This window comes from Sphingomonas sp. UBA978 (genome assembly GCF_002292295.1).
Classification (GTDB): Bacteria; Pseudomonadota; Alphaproteobacteria; order Sphingomonadales; family Sphingomonadaceae; genus Sphingomonas.
In genome coordinates, this window is sequence record NZ_DBBS01000010.1 from 1 (window position 1) to 22,141 (window position 22,141).

The 22,141-nt window shown below is 70.5% G+C and carries 20 protein-coding genes; 9 read left to right on the top strand and 11 right to left on the bottom strand.

The window, feature by feature from the left end; translation table 11 throughout:
- The coding region (locus B2515_RS04050; protein WP_293873984.1) for a M1 family aminopeptidase at positions 1–975 on the bottom strand (975 nt) is incomplete at its 3' end.
- A 125-nt stretch (positions 976–1,100) separates the two neighbouring features.
- Here B2515_RS04050 and B2515_RS04055 point away from each other — a divergent pair.
- Complete coding sequence (locus B2515_RS04055; RefSeq protein ID WP_293873987.1) at positions 1,101–2,834, top strand: M28 family metallopeptidase; 1,734 nt, start codon at positions 1,101–1,103, stop codon at positions 2,832–2,834.
- A gap of 117 nt (positions 2,835–2,951) precedes the next feature.
- Positions 2,952–3,770: an NAD(P)-dependent oxidoreductase gene (locus B2515_RS04060; protein ID WP_293873990.1), complete on the top strand. Its 819-nt coding sequence runs from the start codon at positions 2,952–2,954 to the stop codon at positions 3,768–3,770.
- Here the strand turns inward: B2515_RS04060 and B2515_RS04065 are convergent.
- Complete coding sequence (locus tag B2515_RS04065; RefSeq protein WP_293873993.1) at positions 3,680–4,597, bottom strand: DMT family transporter; 918 nt, start codon at positions 4,595–4,597, stop codon at positions 3,680–3,682. The genes B2515_RS04060 and B2515_RS04065 overlap by 91 nt on opposite strands.
- Positions 4,594–5,595: a threonine aldolase family protein gene (locus B2515_RS04070; protein WP_293873995.1), complete on the bottom strand. Its 1,002-nt coding sequence runs from the start codon at positions 5,593–5,595 to the stop codon at positions 4,594–4,596. Before B2515_RS04070 ends, B2515_RS04065 begins: the two co-directional genes overlap by 4 nt.
- Before the next feature lie 92 nt (positions 5,596–5,687).
- Here B2515_RS04070 and B2515_RS04075 point away from each other — a divergent pair, with 92 nt between their 5' ends.
- A complete protein-coding gene (locus tag B2515_RS04075) occupies positions 5,688–7,490 on the top strand; it encodes a DUF885 domain-containing protein (RefSeq protein WP_293873997.1) in 1,803 nt (600 codons plus the stop codon).
- Between the two features lie 7 nt (positions 7,491–7,497).
- On the opposite strand, the gene B2515_RS04080 is transcribed toward B2515_RS04075, so the two are convergent.
- Together B2515_RS04080 and B2515_RS04085 are read right to left on the bottom strand one after the other, a co-directional pair.
- Positions 7,498–8,208: a hypothetical protein gene (locus B2515_RS04080; protein WP_293873999.1), complete on the bottom strand. Its 711-nt coding sequence runs from the start codon at positions 8,206–8,208 to the stop codon at positions 7,498–7,500.
- 73 nt (positions 8,209–8,281) lie between these two features.
- Positions 8,282–10,456: a transglycosylase domain-containing protein gene (locus B2515_RS04085; RefSeq protein ID WP_293874001.1), complete on the bottom strand. Its 2,175-nt coding sequence runs from the start codon at positions 10,454–10,456 to the stop codon at positions 8,282–8,284.
- Positions 10,457–10,604: 148 nt separating this feature from the next.
- On the opposite strand from B2515_RS04085, the gene B2515_RS04090 reads away from it, so the two are divergent.
- Positions 10,605–11,198, top strand: a complete 594-nt coding sequence (locus B2515_RS04090) for an NADPH-dependent FMN reductase (protein WP_293874003.1) — start codon at positions 10,605–10,607, stop codon at positions 11,196–11,198.
- Between the two features lie 34 nt (positions 11,199–11,232).
- On the opposite strand, the gene B2515_RS04095 is transcribed toward B2515_RS04090, so the two are convergent.
- Positions 11,233–12,504, bottom strand: a complete 1,272-nt coding sequence (locus B2515_RS04095) for a dicarboxylate/amino acid:cation symporter (protein WP_293874005.1) — start codon at positions 12,502–12,504, stop codon at positions 11,233–11,235.
- Positions 12,505–12,658: 154 nt separating this feature from the next.
- On the opposite strand from B2515_RS04095, the gene B2515_RS04100 reads away from it, so the two are divergent.
- Positions 12,659–13,756 carry a PLP-dependent cysteine synthase family protein gene (locus B2515_RS04100; protein WP_293874007.1) on the top strand — a complete coding sequence of 366 codons (1,098 nt, stop codon included), beginning with the start codon at positions 12,659–12,661 and terminating at the stop codon, positions 13,754–13,756.
- Between the two features lie 7 nt (positions 13,757–13,763).
- On the opposite strand, the gene B2515_RS04105 is transcribed toward B2515_RS04100, so the two are convergent.
- Both B2515_RS04105 and B2515_RS04110 read right to left on the bottom strand, forming a co-directional pair.
- A complete protein-coding gene (locus B2515_RS04105) occupies positions 13,764–14,345 on the bottom strand; it encodes a hypothetical protein (RefSeq protein ID WP_293874010.1) in 582 nt (193 codons plus the stop codon).
- Positions 14,342–14,560 (bottom strand): hypothetical protein, encoded by a 219-nt coding sequence (locus B2515_RS04110; protein ID WP_293874013.1) that lies wholly within the window; start codon positions 14,558–14,560, stop codon positions 14,342–14,344. The genes B2515_RS04105 and B2515_RS04110 overlap by 4 nt, the downstream gene beginning before the upstream one ends.
- Before the next feature lie 191 nt (positions 14,561–14,751).
- On the opposite strand from B2515_RS04110, the gene B2515_RS04115 reads away from it, so the two are divergent.
- The gene (locus B2515_RS04115) at positions 14,752–15,816 is read left to right on the top strand and encodes an LLM class flavin-dependent oxidoreductase (RefSeq protein WP_293874016.1); all 1,065 of its coding nucleotides are present in this window, start codon (positions 14,752–14,754) and stop codon (positions 15,814–15,816) included.
- Positions 15,817–15,831: 15 nt separating this feature from the next.
- Here B2515_RS04115 and B2515_RS04120 read toward each other — a convergent pair whose 3' ends face one another.
- Positions 15,832–16,995: an MFS transporter gene (locus B2515_RS04120; RefSeq protein ID WP_293874018.1), complete on the bottom strand. Its 1,164-nt coding sequence runs from the start codon at positions 16,993–16,995 to the stop codon at positions 15,832–15,834.
- 96 nt (positions 16,996–17,091) lie between these two features.
- On the opposite strand from B2515_RS04120, the gene B2515_RS04125 reads away from it, so the two are divergent.
- Complete coding sequence (locus B2515_RS04125; protein ID WP_293874020.1) at positions 17,092–18,000, top strand: LysR family transcriptional regulator; 909 nt, start codon at positions 17,092–17,094, stop codon at positions 17,998–18,000.
- Positions 18,001–18,026: 26 nt separating this feature from the next.
- On the opposite strand, the gene B2515_RS04130 is transcribed toward B2515_RS04125, so the two are convergent.
- Positions 18,027–18,509, bottom strand: a complete 483-nt coding sequence (locus B2515_RS04130; RefSeq protein ID WP_293874022.1) for an Lrp/AsnC family transcriptional regulator — start codon at positions 18,507–18,509, stop codon at positions 18,027–18,029.
- Between the two features lie 83 nt (positions 18,510–18,592).
- Here B2515_RS04130 and B2515_RS04135 point away from each other — a divergent pair, with 83 nt between their 5' ends.
- Positions 18,593–19,483, top strand: coding sequence for an EamA family transporter (locus B2515_RS04135; protein ID WP_293874024.1), 891 nt, complete (start codon positions 18,593–18,595; stop codon positions 19,481–19,483).
- A gap of 247 nt (positions 19,484–19,730) precedes the next feature.
- Positions 19,731–21,533 (top strand): ABC transporter ATP-binding protein, encoded by a 1,803-nt coding sequence (locus B2515_RS04140; RefSeq protein ID WP_293874026.1) that lies wholly within the window; start codon positions 19,731–19,733, stop codon positions 21,531–21,533.
- A gap of 48 nt (positions 21,534–21,581) precedes the next feature.
- Here B2515_RS04140 and B2515_RS04145 read toward each other — a convergent pair whose 3' ends face one another.
- On the bottom strand, positions 21,582–22,040 hold the full coding sequence (locus B2515_RS04145) for a hypothetical protein (RefSeq protein ID WP_293874028.1): 459 nt from the start codon (positions 22,038–22,040) through the stop codon (positions 21,582–21,584).
- Between the last annotated feature and the right edge of the window lie 101 nt (positions 22,041–22,141).

Below are 22,141 nucleotides of genomic sequence, written 5' to 3' on the forward strand. Positions count from 1 at the left end.
GAACCAGTCGCGGCAGGTGATGCGATTGCCCGACCAATTGTGGAAATATTCGTGCGCGACGACCGCGGCGATCGCGTCGTAATCGTAATCGGTCGCGGTGTCCGGATCTGCCAGAATATACCGGCTGTTAAAGATGTTGAGGCCCTTGTTCTCCATCGCGCCGAAGTTGAAGTCGTCGACCGCGACGATGTTGAACACGTCGAGGTCGTATTCGCGGCCGTAAACGCGCTCGTCCCACGCCATCGACAGCTTGAGCGCGTGGAGCGCGTGATGCGTCTTGTCGATGTCGGCGGCGCGGACCCAGATGCCCAGCGCGACCTCGCGGCCCGAACCGGTGACGAAGGTGCCGCGGTTGACCGCGAGATCGCCCGCGACCAGCGCGAAGAGATAGGAGGGCTTGGGGAAGGGATCGTTCCATTCCGCCCAGTGGCGGCCGTCCGGCGCGGGGCCGGCATCGACCGGATCGCCATTGGCGAGCAGCACGGGATAGCGCCGCGCATCCGCCTCGAGCCGGACGCTGTAGCGGCTCAGCACGTCGGGCCGGTCGGGGAAGAAGGTGATCCGGCGGAACCCCTCCGCCTCGCATTGCGTGCAGAGGTTGCCGCCGCTGGCATAGAGGCCCATCAGCTGCGTGTTGCGCTCCGGCGCGATCTCGACCTCGGTCTCGACCGCGTGCGCAGCGCCGCGCAGCGGGATGACGAGCTGTTCGCCCTCGATCCGCCAGTCGTCGACCGCGACGCCGTCGACGCGGACCGCCAGCGGCTGCTGCCCGGCGCCGTCGAGCCGCAGCGGCTCGTCATGGTCGCCGTTGCGCGTCACCGACAGCGTCGCGGTGACGCGGGTGGCGGCGGCGTCGAGATCGAAGACGAGGCGCGTGTCCGGCACCAGCCATGCGGGCGGCCGGTAATCGTGGCGGCTGATCGCGCCGGCGGCGTCATGGGCGGGATAGGCGATGGCTTGCGAAACGTCGAGCATGACACCTTTATAGGAGCGTGCGCCTGCGCTGCCAGTCATTCGTTCCGGCCGGCGGCGATCGGCGGCTTGCGCGGGACGGCGGCGCTGGTACGCTGGCGCATCTCCACATCGGGACCCTCTGTCGCATGATCCGTATCTCGCGCGTGCTCGCCGCGCTGGCGCTCACCTCGTCCGCGTTCGCCCACACCATTCCGCAGACCGCGGCGCCGCAAACCGCCAAACCGGCCGTCGCTCCAGCCCCAGCGCCGCGCGATCCGGCGGCGACCAACGCGCTGCTGACGGCACCCTTGCCCGCCGATCAGGCGGCGATGAAGGCGCATGTCCTGTTCCTCGCGTCCGACGCGATGAAGGGGCGCGAGGCGGGCAGCCCCGAATTCGACATCGCCGCGCAATATGTCGCCGCGCAATTCTATGCCGCGGGCCTGCGCCCCGCCGGCGACGACGGCGGCTATCTGCAACGCGTGCCGCTGGTCACCTACAAGGCGGCGGACCAAGGTGCGATGGTCTGGTCCGGGGCGAGGGGCGCGCCGCAGCCGCTGGTCTTCGGCGAGGATTACATTCCCGCCGCCAATCCGGCGCGCGCGGACACCGTCGTCTCCGCCCCGGTGGTGTTCGCCGGGCGCGGCATCGTCGCGCCGCAGCTGGGCGTCGACGATTATGCGGGCGTCGACGTGCGCGGCAAGATCGTCGCGCTCTTCGGCGGATCGCCGACCACCTTTCCCGGCGAGGAGCGGTCCTATTTCGGATCGGCGGCGACCAAGGCGCAGATCGCCGCGGCGCGCGGTGCGGTCGGCATCGTCATGCTCGACGCGCCCCGCCCCGGCGGCCGCGAACGACCGTTTTCGGCGCTGGCGGCGGGCTATGCCAATCCCCGCATGACCTGGGCGACGCCGGCGGGCACCGGCAGCAGCCCCGCTCCGTCGACGCCGGTGCTCGGCACGCTCAGCCAGGCGGGCGCCGCGAAGCTGTTCGCGGGCAGCGCCACGCCCTGGGCGGCGATCGTCGCCCAGGCGAAGACCGACAATCCCCGCTATACCGCGACGCCGCTCGCCGGATCGCTGACCGCGACGACGCGCACCGCCTTCGTCGCCGCGGCGAGCAGCAACGTCGTCGGTATCGTGCCCGGCAGCGACCCGGTGGTCGGCAAGGAGGTCGTCATCCTGTCGGCGCACCTCGACCATATCGGCGTCTCGCCCGCAGCCGCCGGCGATGCGCCCGACCGCGACCGGATCAACAACGGCGCGCTCGACAATGCGATCGGCATCGCCAGCCTGATCGAGGAGGCAAAGCGCTTCACCGCGAGCGGTACGCCGCCGAAGCGGACGGTCATATTTCTGGCGGTGACGGGCGAGGAAAAGGGGCTGGTGGGATCGAGCTGGTTCGTCGATCACCCGACCGTGCCGATCGCCAGCATCGTCGCGGACGTCAACCTCGACATGCCGGTGCTGCTCTACCGGTTCGAGGACATGATCGCCTTTGGCGCGCAGCGGTCGACGCTGGGGCCGATCGTCACCAAGGCGGTGAACGGCGTCGGCGTCGGCCTGTCGCCCGATCCGATGCCCGAACAGGGGTTCTTCACCCGGTCCGACCATTTCAACTTCGTGCGCAAGGGGATTCCGTCGGTGTTCCTGTGGCCCGGCATCAAGGGCGCCGGGCGCGCGCCGTTCGAGGATTTCCTTGCCAACCGCTATCACCGCCCGGGCGACGACCTGACGCAGCCGATCCTGTGGGATCAGGGCGTGCGCTTCGTCGCGACCAATTACGCCATCGCGCGCGAGATCGCCGACGGCGCGGCACGCCCGGTGTGGAACACGGGCGATTATTTCGGGACGACCTACAAGGGGCCGATGGCGAAATAGGCGGAGGCACGCGGTCATAAACGCGAACGGCGGCCGTGCGGAAGGGTGGGCCCCGGAACGGGTCCGGGGTGACGAAGGGGAGCGAACCATGGGTCATCTGTACAAGCGGAGAGCTGGATGCTCCTGATCTTCGGGCTCGGCTATACCGCCGGCCGTATCGCCGCGGCGTGGCCGGGGGTGACGATGGGGACGACGCGCGACGGGCGGGACGGCACGTTGCGCTTCGACGACGCGGCCGCGGTACGGCCCGCGATCGCGGCGGCAACGCATATCCTGTCGTCGGTGCCGCCGGAGGGCGATGTCGATCCCGTGCTGGCCCGCTACGGCGATGCGCTGGACGGGCGATGGCTCGGCTATCTGTCGTCGACCGGCGTCTATGGCGATGCCGGCGGGGCATGGGTGGACGAGGCCGCGCCGACCGGCACGGGCCGCCGGTCGGCGCGCACCGCCGCCGATGCGGCGTGGCTGGAGCGCGGCGCCCGCGTCTTTCGCCTGCCCGGCATCTATGGCCCCGGCCGCTCGCCGCTGGAGCGGGTGCGCGCGGGGCGGGCGCATCGCGTCGGCCTGCCCGATCAGGTGTTCAGCCGCGTCCATGTCGACGATATCGTCGCGGGCGTGTTCGCCGCGCTCAACGCGCCGGCGGGGGCCTATAACCTCGCCGACGATCTGCCGTGCGCGCAGGACGATGTCGTCGCCTATGCCGCGCAGCTGCTGCGCCTGCCGCCGCCGCCGCTGGTCGATATCGCGACGCTGTCGCCGATGGCGCGCGGTTTCTATGCGGAGAACCGCCGCGTCGCGAACGGCAAGGCGAAGCGGGTGCTCGGCTGGCGGCCGGCGTGGCCGACCTATCGGTTGGGTCTGCGCGCCCTCAACGCGATGACCAGCCCGATGCCCGCCAGCGCCCCGCCCGCGGCGGCGAGCGGCGACCAGCGATAGCCTTCGAACAGGGTCGACAGCAGCATCGCGATCACCGGCACGATGACGCTGGAATAGGCCGCCTTGGCCGGGCCGATCACGCGCAGCACGCGATAATAGAGGGGGAAGGCGAGCGCCGATCCCGCCAGCCCGAGATAGAGGATGCCCGCCCAATAGCCCGTGCGCATCTCGATCACCGGCGGGCCGGTCAGCCACCAAGCGATCGCGCCGTCGAGCCCTGCGCCGATCAGCATCGCCACCGCCAGCGTCGCCATCATCGGATAGCGTTTGGCGGTCGGCGTCGCCTGCAGCACATTGGCCATCGACGCGGCGAGGATCGCCATGCCGGTGAAGCCGATGCCGGCGAGCGTTGCGGCGGTGCCGGCCGGTCCGGTCCGCGCCTCGTGCACGAACAGCAGCGCGATTCCCGCCATCGCCACCGCCGACCCCGCGATCAGCTGCCCGCCCATCCGCTGCCCGAGCAGCACCCGTGCGAACAAAGCGTTCGGCACCAGCAGGATCGCGAACACCACCGCGACCAGCCCCGAGGTGATGTGATGTTCGGCGCGATAGACGAAATTGAAGTTGAGGCAGAATTGCAGCAGGCCGATCGCCGCGGCGAACACCCAGCCGCGCCCGTCCAGCACGAAGCGTTCGCGCTTCACCATCGCCACCACCGCCATCGCGAGGCCGGCGACGATGAAGCGATAGGTCACCGACCAGCTCGGCGGCACGACACCCAATTGGTCGCGGATCACCAGCCACGTCGACCCCCAGATCAGCGTGACCAGCGCGAAGGGGACGAGGATCGCCGCGCGCGTCGACCGGGGCGGCGGCGCCTGCGTCACAGTTGCGTGATCGCCTGCGCGAGCAGCGCGACCTGCTCCGCCGGGCTGTCCCAGGCGGTCACCAGCCGGATCTCGCCCGCCGCCCAGTCGTAGAAGTCGAACCCCTGCGCGCGCAGGGCGGCGGCCTCGTCGGGGGTGGCGCGCAGGAAGACCTCGTTCGCCTCGACCGGATGGACCAGCCGCGCACCGGCCGCGGCGGCGATGGTGGCGGCGCTGGCGTTGGCGGCGCGGGCGTTGTCCAGCCACAGGTCGTCGTCGAGCATGCTAAGCACCTGCGCCGCCAGATAGCGGCCCTTGGAAACCAGCAGCCCGGCACGCTTGCGCCGGTGCAGCGTCGCGCCGGCCAGTCCGGGCTTGAAGAACACCAGCGCCTCCGCGCTCATCGCGCCGTTCTTGACGAAGCCGAAGCTGAGCGCGTCGACACCCGCCTGCCACGTCACCTCGGCCGGCGTGCAGCCCAATGTGGCGACGGCATTGGCGAAGCGCGCGCCGTCCATGTGCAGGCCGAGGCCGCGCTCGCGTGCCAGCGCGCCGATCGCGGCGACCTCGTCGGGGGTGTAGACCCGGCCATATTCGGTGGCGTTGGTGATCGAGACGGCATGCGGCTGCACGCGATGGACGTCGTTGGCGATGGCATCGATCACCGTGGCGATCGTGTCGGGCGTCAGCTTCGCGCCCTCGCCGTCGGCGAGGTACAATTTGGCGCCATGGGTGTAGAATTCGGGGGCGCCGCCCTCGTCGTTCTGGATATGCGCGTCGCGATGGCAGACGATGCCGCCATGCGGCGGGCAGAGCGCGGCAAGCGCGAGGCAATTGGCCGCCGTGCCGGTCGGCACCCAGATCGCGGTCACTTGCGTGCCGAACAGATCCGACAAACGGCCGTCGAGCGCCTGCGAGCGCGCGTCGCCGTCATAGGCGGTGTCGAGCCCGTTGGCCTCGGCCAGCGCCGCCATGACCTTGGGATGGACCGGGGCGGCATTGTCGGAGAAGAAACGCATGGGTGTCGCTCTGCTGCCGCCCGCGTGCAGCGTCAACCGGCCTATCGCCATCGCCGTGCAGCTTGCTAAGCGGGGCGCAAAGGGGATCATCTATGCGCCATCTGATCGCGAGCCTGCTGCTCGCCGCCGTTTCGACACCCGCGCTCGGTCAGGCGCTGCCGCCGCCGGTGCCACTGCCCGGCGACGGGGCGGAGGATGCGCGGCTGAAGCGTCTGTTCTACGACAGCGACGAACGCGATCTGATGCTCGACCCGATCGGCGCGATCCTGCGCGGCGACATGCGCTATGCGGACCGGTTCGGCGATTATCTGACCGATGCGGCGACGGCGCGCGAGAAGCGCAATCTTGAGGCCGATCTCGCCGCGCTGACGGCGATCGACCGGGCGAAGCTGACCCGGGTCGACCAGCTCGCCTATGACGTGTTCCGCCACACGGCATCGGTGAACCTGCGCGGCTACGACCCCGCGATCCAGTCGGTGACGCGGCTGCTGCCGATCAACCATTTCGGCGGCTTCCAGACCTTCTATCCCGATTTCGCCAGCGGCAAGGGCGGCGCGCCGTTCAGGACGGTCGCCGATTACGACAACAATCTGAAGCGCAACGCCGGCTATGCCGCGCTGTACGATCGCGCGATCGCGCGCTTCCGCGAAGGCATGGCGAAGGGGATCGTCCACCCGCGGCTGGTGGTCGAGAACATGATCGCGCAGTTCGATAACCTGATCGCGCAGGGCGTGGAAGGATCGGTGTTCTACGCGCCGGTGACGATGTTCCCCGCCGACGTGCCCGCCGCCGACCGCCAGCGGCTGACCGCTGCCTATGCCGCGCAGATTCGCGACGTCATCACCCCCGCGCACCGGCGGATGCGCGATTTCCTGAAGACCGACTATCTGCCCAGGGCGCGGGCGACGGTGGGCCTGTCGGCGATGCCGGGCGGCGCGGCGCTCTACGCCTACCGGATCGAGCAGAGCACGACGCTGCCGCTGCAGGCGGAGGCGGTGCACCGGCTCGGCCTGTCCGAGGTGGCGCGGATCACCGCGGAGATGGAGGCGCAGAAGACGGCCGCGGGCTTCAAGGGCACGCTGCCGCAGTTCTTCGACTATCTGCGCACCGAAAAGCGCTTCCAGCCGAGCAGCGCCGACGCGGTGCGGCGCGATTACGAGGCGATCGGCAAGCGCATCGACGCGCGCGTCCGCGAACAGTTCGCGCTGATCCCCAAGACCCCGCTCGAGATCCGCCCCGTCCCCGACTATCGCGCCAAGAGTGATGCGGCGGGCAGCTATCAGGACGGCACGCCCGACGGCAAGCGGCCCGGCGTCTTCTACTACAACACCTACGACCTGCCGAGCCGCTACACCTGGGGCATGGAGACATTGTACCTGCACGAGGCGGTGCCGGGGCATCATTTCCAGATCGCGCTGGCGCAGGAGAACGAGGCGCTGCCCGCGTTCATGCGCTTCGGCGGCAACACCGCCTATGTCGAGGGCTGGGCGCTCTATGCGGAGACGCTGTGGAAGCCGCTCGGCATGGAGACGGATCCGTACCAGCGGATGGGCGGGCTCAACGACGAGATGCTGCGCGCGATGCGGCTGGTCGTCGACACCGGCATCCACGCCAAGGGCTGGGGCCGGGACCAGGCGATCGCCTATATGCTCGCCAACTCGCCGATGCCGAAGACCGACGCGACCGCGGAGGTGGAGCGCTATATCGCGATCCCGGGGCAGGCACTGGCGTACAAGATCGGCCAGCTGACCATTCTGCGACTGAAGGCGGAGGCGCAGGCCGGGCAGGGCGCGGCGTTCGACCCGCGCGCCTTCCACGCCGCGGTGCTCGACAGCGGCGCGCTGCCGATGCCGGTGCTGGAGGCAAAGGTGCGGGGCTGGATGGCGGCGCGGTAGCGGCCGGTCAGGCGCCGATCGTCCGCGTCACCGCGCCGGCGGCGTCGAGGAATTCGATCCGTGCCGCTCCCGCTCCCTCCCCCGTCTTGCCGACGCGCAGGCGCAGCCGGGTGCGGCCAAGGCCGTCGTGGAGGTCGAGCAGGGCATCGCCGTCGCGGTCCTTGCCGAAGAAGGCGCGGGACTGGCCGAACGCGCCGCTTGCGGTCATCCGCCCGATCGCGGCCTCGCGTTCGGCGGGCGGCAGCGCGTCGAGCCGGCGGATCGCCGCGACGTCGAGCGCCGCGTCGGGCCGGTCCGATATGCGCAGGCCGGCGCTGCGGCGGCCGTCCGCCTCGCTCTGGTCGAGCGCGACGACCTGATCCTGTTGATACTGGTCGAAGCTCAGGTGGCCGAAGGCGGTGGGTTTACCGGCCACCGCCTGCCCGCCGAAGATCAGCCCGCCATTCTCGGTGCCCTCGTCATTGTAGAACAGCATGCCGGCGGCATCGGTGCGGCCCGGATGCGGCTGTTCGTGCCGGCGGACGATGAGCCCGGGAAAGCGGTCGCGCGCGGCGATCACCATGCGGATCGTCCCGTCGGCCTCACGCACATTGATCCGGCGGACGTCCAGCGTGTCGACCCGTGTCGGCGCCGCCGCGCCCGTCACCAGCATCCATCCCGCCGCGAGCGTCAGCCCGCCCGCATAGACGATCAGAGCCCGCGTCGCATCGAACCGCATCTGCCTCTCCCCGCGCCTTTAGCCACGATCGTGTCGCGCGGGAGCCAGTCTAGGCCGAGGGGACGGCGCTTGCCTAGAACGCGCCCTCGTCGCCGTCGTCGCCACCTTCGCGACGGTCGCGGGCGGCGGGTTCGGGCGGCGGCGGGCGACGGTCGCGGCCGCCGCCGGGGGTGATGCTGATGCTGCCGTCGCGGCCCATCTTCATCTGCAACCCGAAGCCGTCGAGCGTGCCCTCGACCTGCGGGATCACTTCGCCGGCCGGGTCCTCGATCATCTCGCCATTGTCGAACGCCTCGGGGTCCATCGCATCCTCCTCGACCACCACCGGCGCGGCGACGGGGGCGATGTTGAGTGCGGACACCATGAAATTGCGCCAGATCTGCGCGGGGATGCCGCCGCCGTGCAGTCCCGGATTGGGCGAGCTGTCGTCGTTGCCGACCCAGACGCCGACGACGAGGTCGCCCGCGAAGCCGATGAACCAGGCGTCGCGGTTCGCCTGCGACGTGCCGGTCTTGCCATAGGCGTCGGTGGTCAGCACCGCCTCGCGCCCGGTGCCGCGCAGCGACGACGACAGCAGGTCGAGCATCTTTTCGCGGATGTCGTCGGGCATCTTGCGGCTGCCGCCGGTCAGCGACTGATACCAGCTCTTGTTCGCCTGCGTTTCCTCGAGCCCGCGCGGCTGGACCGGGTAGGTGCCGTTGGCGACGCCGGCATAAGCGGCGGTCAGTTCGAGCAGCGACACCTCCGCGGTGCCGAGGCCGATCGTGGCCTCGTTCGGGATCGGGGTGGAGATGCCGAGGTCGCGCGCCGCCTTGATGACGTTGCGCACGCCGACCTCCTGCGTCAGCCGCGCGGCGACGACGTTGGACGAGCGGGCGAAAGCACGGCGCAGCGGGATCTGGCCGAGATAGCGGCCGTCGTCGTTCTTGGGCTTCCACCCGGCGATCTCGACCGGATTGTCGTCGGCCATCGTGTCGGGGGTCATGCCGGCGCGCATCGCGGCGAGATAGACGAACAGCTTGAAGGTCGATCCGGGCTGGCGACGTGCCTGGGTGGCGCGGTTGAACGGACTCTTGCCGTAATCCTTGCCGCCGACCATCGCGATCACGCGGCCGTCGCGGTGCATCGCGACGATCGCCGCCTGCGCCTGGCGCAGCCCCGCCTGGCGGATGACGCGTTCGGCGGTGCGTTGCAGGCGCCGGTCGAGCGTGGTCCTGACGCTCGCCTCGGTCTTGATCTCGCCGGCCTGATCGCGCGCCGAGGGCAGCACCCAGTCGGCGAAATAGGTGCCGCTGGGCAAAGCGGTCGGGCGGCTCGGCAGCACGCGTTGCGGCTGGACCGCGGCGCCCTCCGCTTTGGTCAGGAAGCCCGCGTCGACCATCGCGGCGACGACCAGCATCTCGCGCTTGCGCGCACCCTCCAGGTTGCCGGTCGGCGCAAGCCGCGAGGGCGCCTTGACGAGGCCCGCCAGCATCGCCGCCTGTCCGACGTTCATCCGTTCCGGTTCGCGGCCGAAATAATGTTTGGAGGCGGCGCGCAGGCCATAGACGTTGTCGCCGAAATAGACGTTCGACAGATAGCGCGAGAGGATCTCGTCCTTCGACAGCCATGCCTCGAGCCAGAAGGCGATCATGACCTCGCGAATCTTGCGCGCGGCGGTGCGGTCCGAATCGAGGAAGGCGTTCTTAGCGAGCTGTTGCGTGATCGTGCTGCCGCCCTCGCGCACCCCGCCCGACCCGACATTGTGGACGAAGGCGCGCAGGATGCCGCGCGGGTCGATGCCCCAATGCGAGCGGAAGCGGCGATCCTCGATCGCCATGAACGCCTCGGTGACGTGCGGCGGCAGCTTCGCGGCGTCGACCGGCGCGCCGATGATCGCGCCGCGCCGGGCGATCGGCGTGCCGTCGTCCGCGGTCAGCGTGATCGAGGGCGGGGTCGGCGGCTGGAGCGACTTGCTCAAGGGCGCGGTGACCGCGAGCCAGCCGATCGCGAGCACCAGCAGGACGATGCCCGCGGCGATCCCGCGCAGCACCCAGCGGCCGATGTTGCGCGGACGGCGCGGCGGTTCGCCGCCCCCGGCGCCGCCGGGACCGTCGTCGTCGTCGACGAAGGCGTCGAAGCGCCCGCTCAGCCGGTCGTCGCGATCATAGGGCCGATCGCGGCGCGCGGACGCGGCGGGATCGTCGTCCAGCTGGTAGCGCTGGCCGATCGGGGTGCGGCGGTTGGTATCGACGGGTTCATGACGCATCGGCTCGTCCCAGCGGTCAGCCATGGGGTGTGTTACAATCCTAAAACAGCTGGCGCAAGGGCGTGCGTGATCGTCCTGTGGTTTACCGCGGCGGTTCGCCGAACGCCAGCGGCTGGCGTGCGCGCTTGCATGACGCTATCGCCGGTGTATGGCCGCTGAACTGAACGCTCCTTCATCCGTCGCTCCCCTGGTCGTCGGTATCGGCGGCACGATCGGCGGCGTGTCCTCGACCGAGCGCGCGCTGCGCATCGCGCTGGATGCCGCCGAACGCGAGGGGTTCCGCACGCGCATGTTCGGCGGGGCCGACATGGCGCGGCTGCCGCTCTACGATCCCAAGGCGACGACGCGGACGCCCGACGAACGGGCCTTCGTCGAGGCGGTGCGGACGGCGTCTGCGGTCATCATCGCCAGCCCGGGCTATCACGGCAGCATCTCGGGCGTGGTCAAGAACGCGCTCGACCTGCTTGAGGAAACCGCCCGCGACGCGCGACCGTATCTCGCCGACGTGCCGGTTGGGCTGATCGCGACCGCCTACGGCTGGCAGGCGACCGGATCGACGATCGCGGCGCTGCGCTCGATCGTCCACGCGCTGCGCGGCTGGCCGACGCCGTTCGCCGCGGCGATCAACACGCAGGTCACCAAATTCGATGCCGAGGGCGGCGCGAGCGACCCCGCGGTGGTCGAGCAGCTCGGGCTGATCGGCCGGCAGGTCGCCCGCTTCGCGCCGCTGACGATGGGGTGACGCCGTCCCCTCCCCGCGCGAGGAGGGGCAGCGATCAGGCGAGGACGGGCTCGGCCGCCGCCGGTTCGGCGACCAGCCCCTGCCGCTTCGCGACGATCGCGGGGATCAGCGCCTGGCCGGCGACGTTGACCGCGGTACGGCCCATGTCGAGGATCGGATCGATCGCGAGCAGCAGTCCGGCGCCCTCCAGCGGCAGGCCGAGCGTCGACAGCGTCAGCGTCAGCATCACCAGCGCGCCGGTGAGCCCCGCGGTCGCCGCCGAACCGAGTACGGACACCAGCACGATCAGCAGATAATCGGTGCCGTGCAGCGGGATGCCGTAATATTGCGCGACGAACAGCGCCGCGATCGCGGGATAGATGGCGGCGCAACCGTCCATCTTGGTGGTCGCGGCGAAGGGGACGGCGAAGGCGGCATAGCTGCGCGGTACGCCCAAGCCGTGTTCGACGACCTGTTCGGTGACCGGCAGCGTCGCGATCGACGAACGCGAGACGAAGCCGAGCTGGATCGCGGGCCAGGCGGCGGCGAAGAAGCGCCGCGGGCTCATGCCGTTGGCGAGCAGCAGCAGCGGGTAGACGACGAACAGGACGAGCGCGAGGCCGATATAGATGGCGATCGCGAAGGTGCCGAGTGCCGACAGCGACTGCCAGCCGTAGCGGACGACGGCGCTGCCGAGCAGCGCGCCGGTGCCGATCGGGGTGAGCCGCACCACCCAGCGCAGGATGCGGCGGAAGATCGCGAGCGCGGAGGCGTTGAAGGCGAGGAAGGGCGCGCCCGCCTCGCCGGTGCGGACTGCGGCGACGCCGATCGCGACCGCGGCGACGATCAGCTGGAGTACATTGAACGACAGGCTGGTCTTGGCCGCGCCGTCGGCGATGCGGGTCGACGCCTCCAGCCCGAGGATGTTGACCGGCACCAGCCCGCGCAGGAAATCGAGCCACGACCCCGCCGTGTCCGGCCGCACCGCGGCGGCGGCGCTGACTCCGGCATGTGCACCGGGTTGCAGGATCGTGCCAAGCGCCAGTCCGATCGACACCGCGATCAGCGCGCTGATCCCGAACCAGATGAAGGTGCCCGCGACCAGACGCGCGGCGTTGTTGAGATCGCGCAGCGCCGCGATCGAGGCGACGATCGCGGTGAACACCAGCGGCACGACCAGCGCCTTGAGCAGCTGGACGAAGATGTCGCCGACGATCTTCAGCCCGTCGGCGAGGCCGGCGACGCCATAGCTGCGCGCGACGAAGCCGAGCGCGAGGCCGATCGCCATGCCGACGAACACCTGCACGCCGAACGACGGGCGGGTCATGGTTGGACTATCCTGGTCATCGCCGGAATGTAGGGGCGTGGCGGCGCCGGTGCGACACAAGAAATGGTGGGTGCGGCTAAAGCCGGGTGCGGGGGCGGTCTCCACGCCGTCGACGCAGGTGTTGCGGATGCGGCTCCCGGTGTAGGGGGCGGCCATGATTCAGGATATCTCCCGCGCCCCGACGGCCCCCGCCACCGATCGCCAGTGGCATGCCGAGGCGGTGCGGCGGATCGAGGCGGATTACAACCGCTCGGCCGACACGCATCTGATCCGGCTGGAACTGCCCCGCTTCCCCGGCATCACCCTGTACCTGAAGGACGAGAGTTCGCATCCGACCGGCAGCCTGAAGCACCGGCTGGCGCGCTCGCTGTTCCTCTATGCGCTGTGCAACGCCTGGATCGGGCCGGATACGGTGGTGATCGAGGCGTCGTCGGGATCGACCGCGGTGAGCGAGGCCTATTTCGCGCGGATGCTCGGGCTGCGCTTCATCGCGGTGGTGCCGGCGCGGACTGCGGCGCCGAAGCTGGACGCGATCCGCTTTCACGGCGGCGAGATCCATGCGGTCGACGATCCGCGCACCGTCTATGCCGCCGCGCACCGCCTCGCCGCGGAGACGGGCGGGCATTACATGGACCAGTTCACCTATGCCGAGCGGGCGACCGACTGGCGCGGCAACAACAATATCGCCGAGAGCATCTTCGCGCAGATGGCCCACGAGGAGCATCCGATCCCGCGCTGGATCGTCTGCGGCGCGGGCACCGGCGGCACCTCGGCGACGATCGGGCGGTTCATTCGCTATCAGCGGCACGCGACCCGCCTGTGCGTCGCCGATCCGGTGAACTCCGTCTTCCACCGCCACTTCGCCGATCGCGGCGTCACCGCCTTGCCCGACGGCTGCGCGTCGCGGGTCGAGGGGATCGGGCGGGCGCAGCTCGAGCCGAGCTTCGTACCGTCGGTGATCGACCGGATGATCGCCGTCGAGGATGCCGACAGCCTGGGCGCGATGCGCGCGCTGTCGGATGTGCTGGGCCGCACCGTCGGCGGATCGACCGGCACCAACCTGCAGGCCTGCGCGCGGATCGTCGCCGACATGGCGGCGGCGGGGGAGACGGGCAGCATCGTCACCCTGCTGTGCGACGGCGGCGATCGCTACGCCTGTACTTATTACGACGACAATTGGTGCCGCGAGCATGAAGTCGTCTGGGACGAGGCGGCGCGCGCGATGCGGACGCTGCTGGGGCCGCGCGGCTGAGCCGTTCCTAAGCCGCCCCGGCCGGCGGGGTGAGCAGCAGGCGGTGGCCGAGCCGGTCATAGAAGCCGCAGACGTCGACGATCTCCGCCGTGCCCGGCACCAGCCGCGTGCCGAGCGGATAGCGGGCGAGCGCGGGGCCGGACGCCTCGCGCCAGCCGACCGTCATCGTATCGCCGCCGGCGACGTCGGGGCGCCGCACCCAGCCGTTGCAATGGATCAGGCAGGCGCTCGACCGGCCGAGCGCGCGCAGCCGCGCCTCGTCCGCCGACACCAGCAGGCCGCCAGTGGTGACCGGGCCCGCCACCGGCACGCCATAGGCGCGCAGCTTGTTGGCGGTGTTGCGCTGATCCTCGCGCACGACATGACCCGCCGACGCGCCCAGTTCGTCGAGCAGCCCGTGCAGGAAACGATCGAGTTCGCGCAGGCAATTGGCGAGGAAGCGCGCACGCACGCGCGCCTGCCGCCCCTCCGGCCAGCCCCCGGCGATGACCGGACGCTCGGCGAGCGCGGCGAGGAAGGTCGCACCGCGGGTCAAGGTTTCATGCGCCGCCGCTGCCCCCCGCAGCGGCGTGACGCGGCCGTGGATCACGCCCCGTCGTTGACCGTCGCCAGCGCACTTGCGGCACGGGTGGCGGCGGCGCGCTGATCGCGCATCGCCTCGGTCCGCTCGGCGCGTGCCGCCATCGCTTCCCACGAGCGCGCGGCACGCTCGCAACGGTCGCGGACATTGTCGAGGCTCGCTTCGGACGCGTTGCTGCGCTCCTGATCGGCCTGCTTGCGGAAGAATGTGGCGTCGCTGGACATCGGGAACCTCGTCAGCGGAAGGAGAGAGGCAGGGAAGGGCGGCGGCGCGCGGCGAGGCGCGCCAAACGTCGATATGCGACCGGTGAACGCCATAGATGGGCTTTATGCGGCTAATACGCAACCCGGGGGCGAAGCGGGTCGACCGGTACAGGTGCGGAAACGCTGCCATTCCGACCGCGGCCTTGCGGGGCGTGCCGGGCCGCGCCAGCTATCCGGTGACATTCGGGATCGGCATCATCATGAAGAGCATCGGTTTCCTTTCGTTCGGCCATTGGTCCGACACCGCCGGATCGGCGACGCGCTCCGCCGCGGACGTGCTGCTGCAGTCGATCGACCTCGCGGTCGCGGCCGAGGACCTGGGCGCGGACGGCGCCTATTTCCGCGTCCACCATTTCGCGCGCCAGCTCGCTTCGCCGTTTCCGCTGCTCGCCGCGGTCGGCGCGAAGACCAGCCGGATCGAGATCGGCACCGGCGTCATCGACATGCGCTACGAAAACCCCTTCTACATGGTCGAGGATGCCGGCGCGGCCGACCTGATCGGCGGCGGCCGGCTGCAGCTCGGGCTCAGCCGCGGCTCGCCCGAACAGGTGATCGACGGCTGGCGCCATTTCGGCTTCGTCCCCGCCGCGGGGCAGAGCGATGCCGACATGGGCCGCCGGCATGCCGAGATATTCCTCGACCTGCTCAAGGGCGAGGGCTTTGCGCAGCCCAATCCGCGCCCGATGTTCCCCAACCCGCCGGGGCTGCTGCGGCTGGAGCCGTTCGCCGCGGGGCTGCGCGACCGGATCTGGTGGGGATCGGCCAACAATGCGACCGCGGAATGGGCGGCGCGGCTGGGGATGAACCTGCAGAGCTCGACGCTGAAGGCGGACGAGAGCGGCGAACCCTTTCACATCCAGCAGGCGAAGCAGATCCGCGCCTATCGCGCCGCATGGCAGGCGGCGGGCCATGCGCGCAGCCCGCGGGTGTCGGTGTCGCGGTCGATCTTCCCGATCCTCGACGACCGCGACCGCGCCTATTTCGGCCGCGGCGACAGCAGCGACCAGATCGGCATCATCGACAATATGCGCGCGGTGTTCGGCCGCTCCTATGCCGACGAGCCCGAGGCGCTGATCGAACAGCTGCGCGGCGACGAAGCGATCGCGGAAGCGGATACGCTGCTGCTGACGGTGCCGAACCAGTTGGGCGTCGAGTATAACGCGCATCTGATCGAGGGGCTGCTGCGGCACGTCGCGCCGGCTTTGGGCTGGCGCTGATCCGCGGGTCGGGCGTCAGGCGGGGCAGGCGTCCGGCCGGCGGCGGCGTCCGACCGCCAGCAGCATGACCAGCGCCGCCGCCGCCATCGCCGCACCCGCCAGCGATACCGTGGGCAGGCCGAGCCCCGCGCCGATCACCCCGCCACCCAGCGCCGCACCGATCGCATTGCCGAGGTTGAACGCGCCGATATTCATCGCCGAGGCAAGGTTGGGCGCGTCGGCGGCCGCCTCCATGACGCGCATCTGCAGCGGCGGCACGATCGCGAAGCTGGCGATGCCCCAGATCAGGATGGCAGCGGCGGCGGGGAGCGGCCAGTGCATGACCCCCGCGAACACCACCAGCACCGCGGCGAGCGTCGCAAAGCTGCCGACCAGCGTCCGCTCGATCGACCGGTCCGCGAGCCGTCCGCCGAGCGTGTTCCCGATCGTCAGCCCGATCCCGTACAGCACCAGCATCGCGGTGACGAAGCCGGTCGAGGCCTGCGTCTCCTCGCGCAGGATCGGGACGATATAGGTGAAGACGGTGAACATCGCGCTCGCCCCGACGACGGTCAGCGCCAGCGCCGCCAGCACCGGACCGCGCGTCAGCACGCGCAGTTCGGCGCGCATGTCGCTGTCTTGCGTGACCGGCAGCGACGGCAGCGCCAGCCGCAGCGACAGCATCGCCATCGCGCCGACGCCGGCGATCCCGGCGAAGGCGGTGCGCCAGCCGAGCATTTCGCCCGCCCAGGTCGCGAGCGGCACCCCGCCGATCGTCGCGACGGTCAGCCCGGTGAACATCGCCGCGACCGCGCCCGCACGCCTGTCGGCGGGGACGAGTCCGGCGGCGACGACCGATCCGACGCCGAAGAAGGCGCCGTGGTTGAACGAGGTGACGACCCGCGCGATCATCAGCGTCCAGTATCCTTCCGCCAGTGCCGACAGCGCGTTGCCGAGCGTGAAGATGCCCATCAACCCGACCAGCAAGGTCCGCCGGTCGATCCGCGCCGTGGCCAGCGTCATCAGCGGTGCGCCGATCAGCACGCCCATCGCATAGGCGCTGACCAGCAGCCCGGCGGCGGGGATCGACACGCCGAGGTCGGTCGCGATGCCGGGCAGCATCCCCATCGGCGCGAATTCGGTCACGCCGATGCCGAACGCGCCGATGGCGAGCGCGAGCAGGGGGAGGTTGAGGCGCATGACGGACGTTCCTTTGTTGCCTCCGCCGAGATGATGGCTTGCGCGCCCGCCGGGTAGGCGCAGAATGGGACCAGGAGCTGTGCTCCGGAGGAACAGATGGACGTCGGCGGTCGATCGGGAGAGATGGCGGTGTTCGCCAGCATCGTGGCGGAGGGCAGCCTGTCGGCGGCGGCGCGCGCGCTCGGGCTGACACCGTCGGCGGTCAGTCGCATCGTCGCGCGGATCGAGGCGCGGCTGGGCGTCCGTCTTCTGGTGCGCACGACGCGCGCGTTGGCGCTGACCGGCGAGGGCGAGGCCTATCTGCGCGCCGCGCGCCGCATTCTCGCCGACCTGGCGGAGGTGGAGGGCAGTATCGCGGATCAGGCAAGCCCGCGCGGCCGGCTGCGCGTCACCGCCTCGCTGGCGCACGGGCGGCTCTATATCGTGCCCCTGCTCGGCGATTTTACCGCGCGCTATCCGGGCATCCTCGTCGACCTCAATCTGTCGGACCGGATCGTCGACGTGCTCGGCGGGCAGGCGGATGTCGCGATCCGCTTCGGCCAGCTCGCCGACAGTCCGCTGACCGCCCGCAAGCTGGGCGAGACGGGACGGGTGGTGGTCGCGTCCGCCGCCTATCTCGACCGGCACGGCACGCCGCGGGTGCCCGACGACCTGCTCGGCCACAATTGCCTCAGCTTCAACTTCCGCCGCGCCGAACCGGGCTGGCCGTTCCGCGAGAACGGGCGCGACCGGGCGCTGGCGGTGACGGGATCGATCGAGGCGAATAACGGCGAATCGCTGGCGCAGCTCGCCCGCGCCGGCGTCGGGATCGCACGCGTCGGGCGGTTCGCGGTGGCGGACGACCTCGCCAGCGGGCGGCTGGTGCCGCTGCTCGAGGCGTTCAACCCGCAGGACCGCGAGCCGCTCCATGCGCTGTTCGTCGGCGGTTCGACGATGCCGGCGCGGGTGCGGGTGTTCGTCGACTTTCTTGCCGAGCGTATCGGTCCGTCCGCGGCGATGGCCTGACGATCTCGGGGCGGGCTGCGGCGACCTCAGACCAGCCGGTCCGCGCGCAGCGGGTCGAAGCGGACGATCTCGCGCAGGCTGACCAACGTCTCGAACATGCGCACGTCATCGTCCGCGGCAAGGATCTCGTCCGAGAAGCGCTGATAGTCCTCGATCGAGGCGACCGCGACGATCAGCAGGAAGTCGGTGCGCCCGGTGACGTTCCACGCGGCGACGACCTCGGGTTGCCGCTGCATCTTCTGCGCGAACGCCTGCTCGGCGCGCAAATTGCTCTGGTGCAGCTCGACCAGCACGTGGATCGTGATCGTCGGCTGCAACCGTGCCGGATCGATCACCGCGACGTCGGCGACGATGACCCCGGTCGCGCGCAACCGGCGCAGGCGGCGGAGCACCGCGCTTTCCGACAGGCCGACGCGCCCGGCGATCGTCCGCGCAGGTTCGAGGGTGTTGCGTCGTACCGCCGCGATGATGCGATGGTCGAAGATATCGAGGTCGGCGCTTTCCGTCATGATGAGCGCGATGATGACGGATTCGGGCGCGGGACGCCACAACGCGCCGCCCGCCGTCGCGACCCCGCCGCTATGCTGGCGGCATGACCATACCGACCACCGCCGCCGCGACGCAGGCCTTCGCGGGCCATCGCATCCTCCCCTATGCGGCGCTGCTCGGGGCGATCCTGACCTTCTGCCTCGGCACCTCGTTCGCCAAGTCGCTGTTCCCGCTGGTCGGTGCCGAGGGCACGACGGCCTATCGCGTCGGCTTTGCGGCGCTGATCCTGCTCGCCGTCATGCGGCCGTGGCAGACGCCGCTGGAGCGCCGCGACCTGCTGCGGATCGTCCCTTATGGCGTCGCACTCGGCACGATGAACCTGTGCTTCTACCTGGCGTTGCGGACCACGCCGCTCGGCCTCGCCATCGCGATCGAATTCCTCGGCCCGCTGACCGTGTCGCTGCTCCATTCGCGCCGGCCGCTCCAGTTCGCGATGGTCGGACTGGCGGTGGCGGGGCTGCTCCTGCTGCTGCCGTGGCGCCTGACCGACCATGCGCTCGACCTTGGCGGCATCCTGTTCGCACTCGCGGCGGCGCTGTGCTGGGCGCTTTACATCCTGCTCGGCCAGCGGACCGCGCACCTGCCGTCCGGCCAGACCGTCGCGCTCGGCATGGTATCGGCCGCGCTCGTCGTCGTCCCGATCGGCATCCATCAGGCGGGCGCGGCGCTGTTGACGCCGGGGTGGATCGCCATGGGCCTCGTCGCCGCCCTGCTGTCGAGCGCCATTCCCTATTCGCTCGAGATGGTCGCGTTGAAGGCCATCCCGGCCAGCACGCTGGGCGTCCTGTTAAGCATCGAGCCCGCGGTCGGCGCGATCATCGGCGCGAGCGTGCTGGGCGAGATCCTGACCGGCGTGCAATGGTTCGCGGTCGCGCTCGTCGTTGGCGCATCGATCGGCATGGTGCTGACGGGCAGGACGGCGGCGCCGGCCTGACGGGTGGTTTTCGGCGGTGGAATCGGCTACGGGCGGGACGTCCAGCGACTCACGGGAAAGGGAGGGCCAGATGATCGATCGCACCATGCCCGCCCGCGGGGCCACCCTTCGGCCCATCCACCGGCTTGCCTGTGGCGCAGCCGCCGTCGGCGGGACCCTGCGCCACTGACGCCTTCGGTCCCGCACGAGACCGACGCCTGCCATCGCTGATACGAGGACCGCACGCCGACGTGCGGACACGCTTGCCATGATCGACGACACCCCGGACGACGACGACCTGTTTCCCCGCGCCTCCGTATTGCGTAAGGTGCTGGCCTTCACCCTGCGCCTGTGGGGGCGGGCGCCGTGGCTGGCCACCGCCTGCGCCGCGGCGATGCTGCTCGCCACGCTGACCGAGGTGTTCGTGCCGCTCTACGCCGGCCGGATGATCGACGCCGTCGGCGGCGGCAATCCGGCGATGGCATGGCGCGCGTTCGCCGCCATCGCCGCGCTGGGCGGGGCGATGGTGGTGCTGCGCCACCTCGGCTGGTGGGCGATCACGCCGCTGACGCTGAACATGATGCGCGACGTGACGCAGGAGGCGTTCGCGCGCGTCCAGCGGCTTTCCGCCGACTGGCACGCCAACGCCTTTTCCGGCTCCACCGTCCGGCGAATCACGCGCGGCATGTGGGCGCTCGACACGCTCAACGACGTGCTGCTGCTGTCGCTGTTGCCGGCGCTGACGGTGCTGGTCGGAACGGTCGTCCTGCTGGCGCTGCACTGGCCGCTGCTCGGGCTGGTGATGGGGGCGGGCGCGCTCGCCTATATCGCGCTGACGGTGGTGCTGGCGACGCGCGTGCTGGCGCCGATCGCGCGCCTGTCGAACCGGTGGGACACGACGATGGGCGGGGTGCTGGCCGATGCGATCGGGACCAACGCCGTGGTCAAGGCGTTCGGCGGCGAGGCGCGCGAGGAGGCGTTGTTGGCCCGCGTCGTCGCCAAATGGCGCCGGCGCACGCTGCGCACCTGGATGGCCTTCACCTGGGCGGGCTCGGGACAACTCGCGCTGCTGTGGCTGATCCGCATCGTCGCGACCGGCGGCGCCCTGTGGCTGTGGTCGCGCGGGCAGGCGAGCGCGGGCGACATGGCCTATGTCGTCACCAGCTACCTGGTGCTGAACGGCTATCTTCGCGACATCGGCCAATATGTCCACCAGCTGCAGCGGGCGGTGAACGAGATGGAGGAGCTTGTCGCGCTGCACGACGAACCGCCGGGCGTTGCCGATCGCGCCGATGCACGCGCCATCGCGATCACCGCGGGCGCGATCCGCTTCGAGGATGTGACCTTTCGCTATGCCGGGCAGGACCGCCCGCTCTACGCGCATCTGTCCGTCGCCATTCCGTCGGGGCAGCGCGTCGGGCTGGTCGGGCCGTCGGGATCGGGCAAGACCAGCTTCGTCAAGCTGATCCAGCGCCTGTACGACGTGGACGGCGGGCGAGTGACGATCGACGGGCAGGACGTGGCGTCGGCGACGCAAGGGTCGCTGCGCCGGCAGGTCGCGATCGTGCCGCAGGAGCCGGTGTTGTTCCACCGCACGCTCGCCGAGAACATCGGCTATGGTCGCCTCGGCGCGACGCAGGAGGAGATCGAGCAGGCCGCCCGGCTCGCCAACGCGCACGACTTCATCGCCGCCCTGCCGAAGGGCTATCGCACGCCGGTCGGCGAGCGCGGCGTGAAGCTGTCCGGCGGCGAACGCCAGCGGGTGGCGATCGCGCGCGCCTTTCTGGTCGATGCGCCGATTCTGATCCTCGACGAGGCGACCTCCAGCCTCGATTCCGAAAGCGAGGCGGCGATCCAGCAGGCGATGGAGCGGCTGATCGTCGGCCGCACCGCGATCGTCATCGCCCACCGCCTGTCGACGGTGCGCGCGCTCGATCGCATCCTGGTCTTTGCGGAGGGCCGGATCGTCGAGGACGGCCCGCACGATGCGCTGCTGCTCGCGACGGACGGGCATTATCGCCGGCTGTTCGAACGTCAGGCGGGGACCGGGACGCCGGAGATCGTCGGCTAGGGCGATGCGACATCCGGGTCCCGTGGGCGGCCGCCGATGCGCGATGGTTCAGCTGGCCAGCGCCAGCCCGGCGTCGTCCCCGTCGTCGTTGGCGGGCGCTTTACGGCCGGGGCGGGGGCCGTTCCGGGCGCGGCCGGTCTTGTTCTTGCGGTGTCGCGGCAGGCGCGGCGACAGGGTCGTGAGCGCCGCGGCAAGACCTGCCCGGCGCAAGGCGGAGGCCACCGCCGCCACTGCGACCACTGCCTCGCCAAGGGCGCCCAGCTCGACGCTGGCGAGCCACAGGGTGATCTCCGGCGCAAACAGTGCGACCATGCGGATCGGGTCGGCGTCGCCGGCGGTGAGGTGCACGACGATCAGTACCGTCACGACGATGGCGAGGGCGATATGCGCGGGAGCGAGGCGGTTCAGCGCCGCGGCGGGCCATGCCACCAGCACGCGATGCATACAGCGGCCGACCGGCGTGTTGCCGGCGACCGTCAGCATGACCCAGCCCATGAGAAGCACCATTGCCGCCGTCATCATTCGCCCGCCCCGGTTGCTCCCCCTTGGTATAGGACGCGCAACGCCTCCGGCAACAGGGGAGCGTCTGGCGAAACTGCGTCCCGGCG